Genomic DNA, 11291 nt, shown 5'->3' on the forward strand with positions numbered 1-11291 from the left:
GAGATACATTTTTACCAGTTGAGAGCACGATAGTACTCTTCGTTTTGCCGGTTATCTTAAGGAAGCCGTTTTCATCGAACTCTCCTATGTCGCCGGTCTTAAGCCATCCGTTGGCAAATGCGTGCTCGGTCGCTTCTTTGTTCTTAAAGTAGCCGGGTGAGACACTTGGCCCTTTTACCAGGATCTCGCCGTCGTCCGCAAGTTTTACCGTAACGTCGGGGAGAGGTTGGCCGACTGTGCCGATCCGATAATTCTCGGGTTTATTGACGGAGATAACCGGCGCTGCTTCTGTTAACCCATATCCCTCCAGGATCGTGATGCCGAGCGAGTTGTAAAATATACTTATCTCGGGTTTCAGCGCAGCCCCGCCCGATACAAGAAAGCGAAGCTTACCGCCCAGCTTAGTGAGCCCATCAGTGAGAGCCGCTGGTTTCATCCCCCGGGATAATTTTTCATACAGCCTTGGTACGCCCATCACGACCGTAGGCTGAAAGCTCTGGGCGACTTTCGTTAAATCCGACAGATCGGATAAGTAGTTGATCGTGGCGCCCGAGAATAATGGAAGATAGTACCCGGCTGTGTTCTCGAAGGCATGTGATAAAGGCAGAACCGAAAGAAAACGGTCGTTTTCATTTATTCGGAGGTATTGATTGATGTTCTCTACGTTACGAACCTGGTTGCTGTGAGTAAGCTGAACGCCCACATATTGCCCATTAGCGGCCGGTGTATATATTATTGCCGCTACCTCTGAAGCCTTTACGTTCTGGAGCCTGCTTTTGTAGGTATCGAAGTGATCATCATGGGGTAGCAGCTGTAAAGCGGAGATGAAATCGTATATGTAGTCGGATTCTACGTGTTCATTATCCCCTGTTGTATCCATAAAAACGATTGGCAAATCCCTATGCGAGAGCGCTTTTACCTCTTTTAATTTTAAGACCGTGGCGACATTCGACGCTACAAACAAGGTCGGCTCGACTTCGTTGATGATCTCTTTGATTTGCTCAATAGTTAAGGTCTTATGTATTGGAACAAGTATTGCCCCCAGGCTTTTTACTGACAGGTCTACTACCACCCATTCAGGCCTATTTTCTGAGACGATTACTACGCGGTCACCTTTCTTAACGCCCAATGTTTCTAAGGAGAGAGTAAAGTTCTCGACCAGGTTGAGCAGGCGTTTATATGGAATGTAGCCGAAAATATGATTTATTTTATACTGAAGGGCTAGTTTATCGGGGTATTTGCTGCAAACTTCTAAGAACTTGCCTGGAATTGTTTGCATATCGAGTTGTTCTTTAGTGAATAAGTCTGTAATCTCCTCGGAATCTTCGCTCGGCAATATTCGTGCAGGCAGCACAGAACCGATAGAAGGTAGCCCGAAGGAATGCTTTTTAGGGGCGGTCTTCGGCATCCTTTGACTCCTCTTACGATAGTTTTATTATTGAATCATTTGTTAATATAGCATAAATACAAGGGATATACCAAATTATGGAAGTTACCGGAGCCTTTTTGTAGACATCGCTAAGTTACCAAGATATTGGGATTTAATTGCCGCCTAGTCGTTAGAATAACAACAATGCACACTAAAGGTTAGTCCACCATTGGGGTTACATAATGAAATGCCTGGTAAAACCATATTTGCAGCTTGGTAAAATAGGAGTATATTTATTTAGTCATTAATAAAGGTCGGACAGCTGAAAAGCGGTCATTTATATCCTGATATGAGAATAGTTCAAGGTCATATATGGTAACGCAAACTTTAAAACGGGCTTTACTCGGCCAGCCTATTGAAACCGAGCGCGACAACGAAGAACGCCTGATAAAAACCCTCGCGCTTGCGGTGTTCTCATCGGATGCTATCTCATCGGTTGCCTACGCGACGGAGGAGATTCTGCTTGTTCTTGTCCTGGCGGGGTCTGGGGCGCTCTCGCTTTCGCTTCCGGTCGCTGTGGCGATCGTGGCGCTTCTTACTATCCTTATCGCCTCGTACCGGCAAGTTATCACCGCCTACCCTAACGGTGGCGGGGCGTACGTTGTGGCGTCGGAGAACTTTGGGCACAAGGCGGGCCTTGTTGCAGGGGCCTCGCTTCTCATCGATTACACACTGACCGTTGCCGTTAGTATTGCAGCGGCTGTTGCCAATATTACCTCGGCGGTACCCGTGCTTCATGATTACCGGGTGCCGATCGGTACCGCGTTTGTTCTTCTTATCATGCTTGCGAATTTACGAGGGGTAAAAGAGAGTGGAAAACTCTTTGCTATACCCACCTACTCGTTTATCTCGGGGCTGTTTATAATGATAGCCCTCGGGTTCTTTCAATATTACTTCGGTCACCCGCAGGTCGAAACCGCACATCTTGCAGCCTCGACCTTTGAGCCAATCACGATATTCCTAGTGCTGCGCGCCTTCTCGTCGGGGTGCGCAGCCCTGACAGGTGTTGAGGCGATAAGCAACGGGGTTACCGCTTTTAAAAAGCCGGAGTCCAAGAATGCAAGATCTACGCTTCTGTGGATGGCACTTATCCTGGGTTCGATATTCTTGGGGATAACCGAGCTTGCACACATGTATCACCTGGTGCCAAGCCATAGTGAGACGGTGCTCTCGCAGCTTGGCAGGACCATATTTGGAAGAGGACCGGTTTACTACTATATCCAGGCAGCGACGGCGCTCATCCTTGTCGTGGCGGCGAACACGAGTTTTGCAGGATTTCCGAGGGTCTCTTCCCTTATGGCGGCGGATGGGTTTATGCCGCGCCAGCTTATGAATAGAGGCAACAAGCTCGCCTTCTCAAACGGTATTTTGATGCTCGCATTCTTCTCAATCGTTCTTATCGTGATATTCGGGGGGGAGACGCACAGGTTGATTCCGCTCTATGCGGTCGGTGTCTTCACGAGCTTTACGCTTTCTCAGATGGGTATGGTGAAGCACTGGTATCGGGAGCGGGGTCAGGGATGGGTTAACAAGGCCATCATCAACGGGCTCGGCACAGTGGCGACCTTTGTGGTGCTTCTCGTTATCGGGTCGACCAAATTTATGCATGGCGCCTGGATCGTCATCCTAATCGTGCCCATATTAATTCTCATCTTTATGACGATTAAGCGGCACTATAACAGCATTGCCGAGCAGCTCTCGCTTTGTAACTTGCGTCCACCGAGGCCAACTCGAAACTGGGTTATCATGTGCATCGGTGGGGTGCATTGCGGCACCTTGCAGGCCTTGCGTTATGCCAAGATGATATCGGGCGATAATGATGTAAACGTGATGTATGTTAACATCAATTCCGATCCCCCGACGGATCTTTTGAACAAGTGGGAAAAATACGGCTTTAGCACACCTATTGAGGTTGTTAAATCCCCTTACCGGGATGTCATCGGCCCGATTATTGAGAGGATTAAGCAGATCCACGAGGAAAACCCGGATGACTTTATCACTATTGTTGTGCCTGAGTTTATCTGCAAGAAGTGGTGGCAGCACTTGCTTCATAACCAGACGGCGTTTATCCTGAAGACCCGCTTGATGTTCTGGCCTAACGTCATCATCACGAGCGTGCCGTATCAGTTGATGTAGCTATACTCGGGCTATGTTGGATATCAATCGATGCGGATTAGGATTACTCCGACTCGGTGGGCGAGGTTGGTTTGCCTGAACATAGCGGTTACCTACCGCCTATGCGTTACCTCACTTGAACCGGCGTTTTGGTTTGAAAGCTCCCCTGCAAAGGTATACCAGTGTTAAGAGTAGTGCGGTTCCAAGAAGATAGCCGCCTATCACGTCCGTTAACCAGTGAGCCCCAGAGTAAGCTCGCCCCAATCCTACGATAAGAGGCATTGTAAAAGCCACGGCCGAGAGTATATATCTGCCAGATCGACCCTCGGCGCTTAATAGGGCCAGAAATCCCAGGAGCCCGAAGAGAAGCGTGTATTCAAGCGTGTGGCCCGATACATAGCTGAAGCCGGTATTGTGATCGTAGAGGGTTACCAGGGCTGATGTTGGCCGGGGTCGAGCGATGATTGCTTTTATCGCATAGGTGAGAAGCTCCGAAGCCAGCGCTACCATGACAAGGGCGCTTAGTGCATAACGTTTCTTCAAGACGAATATCCCAATGAGAACAACATAGACCAATCTAAAGGCGGATGCTTTAAATATCGCATTGGTTGTGACGAGAAAACCCGCCCATTTCTGCTCTTGGAAGATGTTAGTAGCATTAAGATCAAAGACGTTTGCCGGGTGATTGTAGACGTAGATTGAGAGTACCGTAAACAATGCAAGCAGGATAAACACAAAGCCAAACACAAATGTTCTAAGCGAGGATCTCATCGTCACCCTTTCAACTTGGTCGTGATATTATGTTATTTTACGTTTCTTAGTGTAGCTAAATCATATGCTTCAAGTACTTCGTGAGTTCTTGTTATTCTAGTCGTTCTTACAGGTTTTGTCGGTGTTTTTAGCCACTATATGCTGGCTGAGCTTGCAGGCCATTTTGACGGGCAGCGGCTCGTCTTCTTCTATCCATTTTCGCATACGTTCCTGCTCGAGCAAGAGGTCTTTTCGCTTTTGCTCAGTAAGGACATCATCGGCTTTCCTTTGTTCCTCGACCTCATGTGCCGTACCTATATCTGTGCCTTCAGCAGGAGCTGCCGTTAGTTCTTTATCCGTATCTTTTTCCATAGTGCTTACCTCTTACAAAACGTGCCTTTCGAGATTTCTCAGTAGTAGTTTATGAATATATTACTTCATCAAGCTGAATAATCTACTGAAAACCTCTGAGAAAATATCTCTAACTGTTATTATACAAAAACCCGGTACTTTTGTGGCTCTTTGTATGTTAACCTGTGATGGTTCGCGTAAGCTCTGATTGAATTCAAGCAAAGGTATGCAGGGTTTGCCCATAACTGGTAGAATATAGTTCAAATTACCCCCGCCCGTGCGATGTACTTGAGATGAAAAGGGGTTGCAATGTTAGGACGCACGCATGAAGTTGCGGCTGTCGGAGCGGTGTCTGCGGCAGCCATACTCTTTCCTTTAAACGACATGACATTCGAAACCGCGACATTGTCGCTGCTAATGGCGCTTGTCGGTGGGCTTACCCCCGACTTGGATAAGCCGGGCAGTACGGTTTGGGATAAGGTGCCGGCCGGCGGGTGTTTGTCGCGGATCGTGCATCCGGTGTTTATCGGGGGTCACCGTCATATTACGCACTCGTTTCTCGGAATGTTTCTCTTTGGTATCGGTATAAGGGCGCTTCTGGCGGCGTTGCCGTTCGGGCCGGGCATCGATGTCAATATCCTGTTCTTAAGCTTCATGATCGCATTCGGCTCGCACTTGTTCACGGATATGATGACCAAGGAAGGCGTTCCACTTTTCTTCCCTCTTCCGTTTCATATCGGTCTGCCGCCATTCGAGTTCTTGCGCCTGCAAACGAACGGGATGGTCGAGAAGCTTCTCGTTATGCCGGGGATAATCGTGGGAGTTATCGTGCTTGGCTACTTTTATCCAGATAATGCGTACGCCCTGCTAAGCATTCTTGGAATTAAATGATTAACAATGGGCGTTTACAGGTGCAATAAGCTGGCGCCCAGTTTAGTTACAAAGCCTTCTCCAAGCCTGCCAAGAAGGATCACATACGTGATAAACCCGAAGTAGAACAAGCCGCTAAAGAGCAAGTGGACCGCATGGAGCCTTTTTCTCACCTTGAGGCCGATGAGCAGCATAACGCTGGCGGCAAGTCCGAGGATGGCGGCCACGACCGCGGGCTCGGTAAGGTGCCAGGGTGTAAAGAAGATGCCGAACGACGGCAGGATACAGCTTTGAAACACCATGGCGCCGGTAATATTCCCCAGGGCGAGCGTATCTTTGTTCTTCCGTACCCACATAACGCTGTTAAACTTCTCAGGCAGTTCGGTTGCGATGGGGGTGACGAGCAGGGATAAAACAAGCGCGGAGATCGCGAATTGCTCTGATATGGTAACCACCTGGCCTATAAACAGGTGCGCGCCGTAGACGATGACGCCGAGCGAAACAATGAGTTGTACCGTGATGGACCTCCATCTCGGCGGCAAACCTTTGCGGTGGAAGTGAAGCGGTTTGAGATCGCAGCCGACCTCGCCGCAGTCCGCAATCGTGCTGCGGAAGTATTGTGCATAGATGCCGAGAAGTGCAACGGCCAACATCAGCTTAACGGGGCGATATGGCACGATAGCCGCGGTAAGGGCCAGGCCGTAGCTGGTTAAAAAGTACGTCAGGTCGCGCGACATGCCCGTGATATGCGCGTCGACTTCTCGGGAGCGGCCTCTCGTCTGCGAGAAGACGATAATGCCGGTGCCGACCACGAACATAGCAAGGGTTGCCAACATAAAGGATGAGCCGATGATGGCGCCGATGCCGATGCCTTCCCCGCCATCGCCCGCGCCGACTAGGATTGCGAGAATCGGGATGATGGTCTCGGGGAGCGCTGTGCCGATTGCGGCAAGGATGCTGCCAACTGCCCCTTCGCCGAGGTCAAGGCGATGCCCGAACCACTCGACGCCGTTGCTAAACAGCTCGCAGGCGACCAGTATGATCACTAAAGATACCCCAAAAAGCAAATATGTTATTAGCAACTACATCTCTCCCATCATACGTTATGTGATTGAACAGCTTGAACGGCCGGCTTCTCTTGAAAAAAAAAGACCTTCAATCGCAAACGATTGAAGGTCTCGCAAATTGTAATCAACTGGTCGTCCGGGCATTTCTGCCGGGATTGTCGAAACGACCAACCCGCATTGCGGGTAGCTACTCCCCTTCTGGTTATCATCATTGTACCGGAATTACTTTTTCATAGCAATTCCGCGGGGGAAAGCATTTGTTCCCTTTACCGGCGATTACTGCTGCGCGTCAGGCATCACCTTAAAGATCATCTTTGCCGCTTCTTTACGGCTGATGACGTTCATGGGCCGGAACTCATTGTCTCCATAGCCGGCGGCGAATACGGTAGCCACACCGAACATCAGCGATACTACCAGTAGCAGGGATAGTAGGATTACAATTGGGCGGCGAAGTAAGAGGGGCAAGCATACTTAGTTAGTACTGTTATGCTATCATATGTAAACTCTGCTTACAATGTATCTAAGGGATTGTCTGAATATTATCAAACTCCCTTGCGCATTCACCATTGGGATGCTAGCATAAAAAATACCCCGGGTGGTATATATAGTACAAGGTATTGTAGTATAAGAGGTGTGAAATGAGCACTGTTGAAATGGCCGCTAAAAGTGAGACAAACACATATATTGACGAGGTATCAGATCCATTAGAACTATTAGTTGAGCTTGAGAAGGAATTTATCATGAAAGAGTTTGATGAAATTACAGGGCTGCCATCTGCCGTGAACGCAAGCGGGGATAATCGGACGCCGGTTTTTAAGGTGGCTGCAAAAAACGGTCTTAAGATCAGCGTCTTCACCGATAAGCTTGTCTTCTCTTCGAGGGGCAGGAATACAGAGATACCTAAGGGTAAAGTAACGGGCATTACCCTGAAAAAAACTCTCGCCGAAACAATGCGTTTCGAGAATACGCTTGTTCTCGACCTCGAGTGCGGAAGAGTCGTAACGCTTCGCAGGATACCCACGTCGAAAGTGGCTTTATTAAAGCATGCGATCTTAGCTCACGCATAGATAAGTTTGCGATAGACCTAGATACTCGTTACCTAGAAACTATTTATCCGGCGTTAGCAGGAGTTCAGCCGAAATACGGTGAATTCATCCCTATCGAAGGATATGTAAAGGATAGGATACGATGAAAGTGCTGGTTGTTGGTGGAACGGGTTTTGTAGGGATACCGCTATGCTGCGAACTCAATCGACGCGGCTGGGATGTCGCCGTTTTGGCCCGTACTGTTACAACTGCTGAGCATGCCCTCGGCCCAGGGTATACGATTATCCACTGGCCGGACACCTCTAAAATCCCCAAAGAAGCGCTTTCAGGCGCCAAAGCCATTATTAATCTCGCAGGAGAATCGATCGGCGATAAGCGCTGGACAAACCGGCGTAAAGAGCAAATCTTGAGCAGCCGTGTTCTCACCACGCGACGTATCGTAGATGCCATGCGAGATCTTGAAGAAAAGCCGGAGGTATTAGTGAATGCCTCAGCTATCGGCTATTACGGACCGCACACCGATGAGAAGCTCTGCGAGGATGAACCAAACGGTACTGATTTCTTAGCGAATGTAACGAAAGCCTGGGAGGACGAGGCCGCAAAAGCCGAGGCGCTCGGTGTTCGCGTTGTTATGGTGCGAATCGGTGTCGTGCTCGAAAACGGTGGCGTGCTGGCCCGTATGATCACCCCATTCAAACTCTATATCGGAGGTCCTGTTGGAAGCGGCCGGCAATGGTTTTCCTGGGTTCACCGGGATGATTTAGTAGGCATCATCATAGCGGCCATTGAAAATGACCGGCTACGCGGTCCGGTAAACGCAACCGCCCCAACACCTATTACGATGAAAGAGTTCAGCAAACAACTCGGCCGGGCGTTAAGCCGCCCCTCATGGCTTCCCCTGCCGGGGTTTATCCTTAAAATCGCCTTAGGCGAGATGTCCGATATGCTTCTTACCGGGCAACGGGTTCTTCCCTGCAAAGCCCTCGGGGCCGGCTATATATTCAAGTATGAAACAGCGGAGGCCGCGCTATCCACTATCCTATCGTATCAACGGACGAGAAGCTGGGCTCGTGCAGCGGGATAATGATATCCGCTAAGTTCTTTATACGAAGCACCTGTTCGTACGCCTGATCGGCATCGTGATGCACACCTGGGGCGAGGACTTCCATCTCCATGGCGCGGACGGCCGGAGGTGGAGTAAAGTTCTCGTTGATCACGCAAAAGCCCGTAATGGCGGCAAGTCCTTTTTCTGTATTGATGAGGATCGTGAGCGACCCGTTGGTATGCGATGGGGTGTGAAGGACGCGAATACCGTCGACGATTTCCATCTCTTCCTCTTTGACTTCGATTATCTGCCCCGCTTCTTCAATCGCTTCAATGAAATCGACTTCGTAGCGGAAATCGAGCGGCCTCGGATTATGGATGCGTTCCATCTCAAGCTCATGGACGTAGAACACGGCGTTCTTGCATTTGATATCGTTTTCGCAGTGGTCGTTGTGCAGGTGCGTGTGAATGACTATATCGATATCTTCAGGAGTGAGCCCCCACTTTGCCAGGCCTTCCTCGAACGTGTGGATTTTGCCGCCGATGCGCTCCTCCCTCTCCTTGGAAGGCAGGATACCCATCAGCGCCGTATCGACCAGGATCTTCTTGTCCCCACCCTCCAGGTACCAGACATACACGGGGATATGAAACTCCGTGCCGTAATTGTATTGATAGGTCATTATGCCTTTATCGATGACTTTGCTACCCACCACAATCGGGTGGATTTTATACGTGGTTGTCATGCCATCCATCCTTTCCTTAGTAATAACAGCGAATAATAGTAAATAATATTAGCAGAAAGGAGGCGACTTTGTAATACTTTTAGCGAAAGATTGAGTAATTGTGAAAACTATCGAATCAATGTCTCACCTGCGCCTTCCCAGTGCTCCCGAGATCAGGTTGATAGCCAGCAGGACAAGGGCGATTACCAGGAGAATGTGAATCAAAGCCCCCGCCAACTTAAACGCAAGACCGACCACCCATATTACAAGTAAAACCGCGATAATTATCCATAGAATCGTGAACATAATAATCACCCCTCTACCGGTTTTTACGTTTAAGATACCCACGCATGGATATTCTAATCGGGCTAAGCCGGCGGTGGGGGCGCATGCTAGAAGTCACTGCAATAAGAAAGAGGGCCAAAAGCATTGATGCCCGGCCCCCTCGGTTCTGTGATTTTAAAGGCTTGGTTATGCGGCTTTAGGTTGAACCCCCATGCCCATGTCCGCTCTTCGCAATTCATCGTTGAAAAAGACCGCTTCGCGCCGAACATGGTCGGCCAATGCAGGGGTGATTATGCTTTGGATTTGCCCGGTCTGTATGCCGTTTAACGCCGCCGTCTTAAAATCGATAACATGGTGGATCTCCATTACGACCGGATCGGTGTTCCCTTCAAGCCCGTGTTCTTTCTGTATCCTTCTGAACGTATCGCTTTCTTTAAGTGCGTTCATGAATAGGTCGATCTCGGTGGGATCGAGCAGGTGCGCGATAAAGGCGGTATGTTCCGCCATTATCTGCGCCCAGAAGTTTATGATTTCGTCCCGGTCTGCAGGTATGTCCTGGCCGCCCATAAATATTTGTTGGCGGTTAAGGAAGCGCTGAGCCTCGCGGGCGATGTGATCGAGAAACAGCGGCCACAGCAGGCTATGGATCTTTCCACTGCGTTGACTATCCTCAAGCTGACGCTTAAATCTTATGACTCCCGCTGTTTGGGCCATAAAGTCGTTGCTAAGATTCCGTATGGCGTCCTCATCGAGGTCGATTTGCGTAGCCCGCTCGTAGAGCACCTCGAAGGCGCCCCTATACATAACAGCGCGCTCATGTTCCTTCGGTAAATCCTCGATCGGGAGCAACATCTCCATGAAGAGACTGTGCTCCCTGATCTGGTCGCTCCAGAATATCACCTCGGCAAGAGCCCTTACATTTGGACTAGTTGTGTCCATCGCCGCCAGGTAGACGGGCCTTAATCCCTCATCCCGGGTGACGATCGTACCGAGGCTGCTTTCTTTAAATACTTTTACTTGTGCCATAATAATTCTCCTCCCGTTAAATTCGTATGTGGTGGTTTTCCCATATTCCAGGAGAAGTTTCAGGCGGGAGCTAGAAATAAAACAGTCCTCTACTTTTAAAGCCTCCGAGCAGCGAAAAGAAAAACTTCAGAAAGAGAGGATTCGCAGCGGATTGGTAGTTGCTCATTACTGAAAGCTCACTCTGAACAGGAGCTTGTTTTCCTGTGCACCCAGTACCCGTGTAGCGGCGTTGTAAGTTTTGAGCAGGTTCTCCGTGTTTGTTCCCAGGACAACAATGCCTATGCTATATATGCCGAATGCGGGAGACGGCGGGGCCGAGATGACAACGCCACTGTTATTCGAGGATTGCCCCGAAAGCAGGCTGTTTTCTCGTAATCGTTCGTATACATCTTCAAAAGTAACGGGCTCCTCGAAATACATGCGGTCTTGCGTGAAAACTGAAAGCGGTGGGGATACGACTCGAGTGCCGGTCTTGTTGGCCCCCGAAACGACATCGGCTATGTTGAGCGCCGGAACGGTCGCCGTTTCTCTGGCGTTTCGCTCGGCGATAAAGTGCTCGCCGGTTTTCGTGATCATCCAATCGATA

Annotated in this window: 12 protein-coding genes; 4 read left to right on the forward strand and 8 right to left on the reverse strand. The window is 49.5% G+C overall.

Features of this window, described 5'->3' with window-relative positions:
* The coding region (locus tag ACYC56_RS08505; RefSeq protein ID WP_461373755.1) for an AMP-dependent synthetase/ligase at positions 1 to 1408 on the reverse strand (1408 nt) is incomplete at its 3' end.
* A gap of 333 nt (positions 1409 to 1741) precedes the next feature.
* On the opposite strand from ACYC56_RS08505, the gene ACYC56_RS08510 reads away from it, so the two are divergent.
* Entirely contained in the window at positions 1742 to 3565 is a 1824-nt protein-coding gene (locus ACYC56_RS08510; RefSeq protein WP_461373756.1) for an APC family permease, read from the forward strand.
* Between the two features lie 111 nt (positions 3566 to 3676).
* On the opposite strand, the gene ACYC56_RS08515 is transcribed toward ACYC56_RS08510, so the two are convergent.
* Both ACYC56_RS08515 and ACYC56_RS08520 read right to left on the reverse strand, forming a co-directional pair.
* Positions 3677 to 4315: a phosphatase PAP2 family protein gene (locus tag ACYC56_RS08515; protein ID WP_461373757.1), complete on the reverse strand. Its 639-nt coding sequence runs from the start codon at positions 4313 to 4315 to the stop codon at positions 3677 to 3679.
* Positions 4316 to 4411: 96 nt separating this feature from the next.
* On the reverse strand, positions 4412 to 4666 hold the full coding sequence (locus ACYC56_RS08520) for a hypothetical protein (protein ID WP_461373758.1): 255 nt from the start codon (positions 4664 to 4666) through the stop codon (positions 4412 to 4414).
* Between the two features lie 288 nt (positions 4667 to 4954).
* On the opposite strand from ACYC56_RS08520, the gene ACYC56_RS08525 reads away from it, so the two are divergent.
* Positions 4955 to 5536: a metal-dependent hydrolase gene (locus ACYC56_RS08525; RefSeq protein WP_461373759.1), complete on the forward strand. Its 582-nt coding sequence runs from the start codon at positions 4955 to 4957 to the stop codon at positions 5534 to 5536.
* 14 nt (positions 5537 to 5550) lie between these two features.
* On the opposite strand, the gene ACYC56_RS08530 is transcribed toward ACYC56_RS08525, so the two are convergent.
* On the reverse strand, positions 5551 to 6597 hold the full coding sequence (locus ACYC56_RS08530; protein WP_461373760.1) for a sodium:calcium antiporter: 1047 nt from the start codon (positions 6595 to 6597) through the stop codon (positions 5551 to 5553).
* A 623-nt stretch (positions 6598 to 7220) separates the two neighbouring features.
* On the opposite strand from ACYC56_RS08530, the gene ACYC56_RS08535 reads away from it, so the two are divergent.
* Positions 7221 to 7649, forward strand: coding sequence for a hypothetical protein (locus ACYC56_RS08535; protein WP_461373761.1), 429 nt, complete (start codon positions 7221 to 7223; stop codon positions 7647 to 7649).
* A gap of 121 nt (positions 7650 to 7770) precedes the next feature.
* The gene (locus ACYC56_RS08540) at positions 7771 to 8712 is read left to right on the forward strand and encodes a TIGR01777 family oxidoreductase (protein ID WP_461373762.1); all 942 of its coding nucleotides are present in this window, start codon (positions 7771 to 7773) and stop codon (positions 8710 to 8712) included.
* Here ACYC56_RS08540 and ACYC56_RS08545 read toward each other — a convergent pair.
* The 4 genes from ACYC56_RS08545 to ACYC56_RS08560 all read right to left on the reverse strand — a co-directional run.
* Positions 8663 to 9415: an N-acyl homoserine lactonase family protein gene (locus tag ACYC56_RS08545; RefSeq protein WP_461373763.1), complete on the reverse strand. Its 753-nt coding sequence runs from the start codon at positions 9413 to 9415 to the stop codon at positions 8663 to 8665. The genes ACYC56_RS08540 and ACYC56_RS08545 overlap by 50 nt on opposite strands.
* 123 nt (positions 9416 to 9538) lie before the next feature.
* Positions 9539 to 9700, reverse strand: coding sequence for a lmo0937 family membrane protein (locus ACYC56_RS08550; RefSeq protein WP_461373764.1), 162 nt, complete (start codon positions 9698 to 9700; stop codon positions 9539 to 9541).
* Positions 9701 to 9865: 165 nt separating this feature from the next.
* Positions 9866 to 10705 (reverse strand): DUF2935 domain-containing protein, encoded by an 840-nt coding sequence (locus ACYC56_RS08555; RefSeq protein ID WP_461373765.1) that lies wholly within the window; start codon positions 10703 to 10705, stop codon positions 9866 to 9868.
* Between the two features lie 165 nt (positions 10706 to 10870).
* A partial coding sequence (locus ACYC56_RS08560) for a hypothetical protein (protein WP_461373766.1) occupies positions 10871 to 11291 on the reverse strand: 421 nt, incomplete at its 5' end.

This window comes from Candidatus Aquicultor sp. (assembly GCF_054640775.1).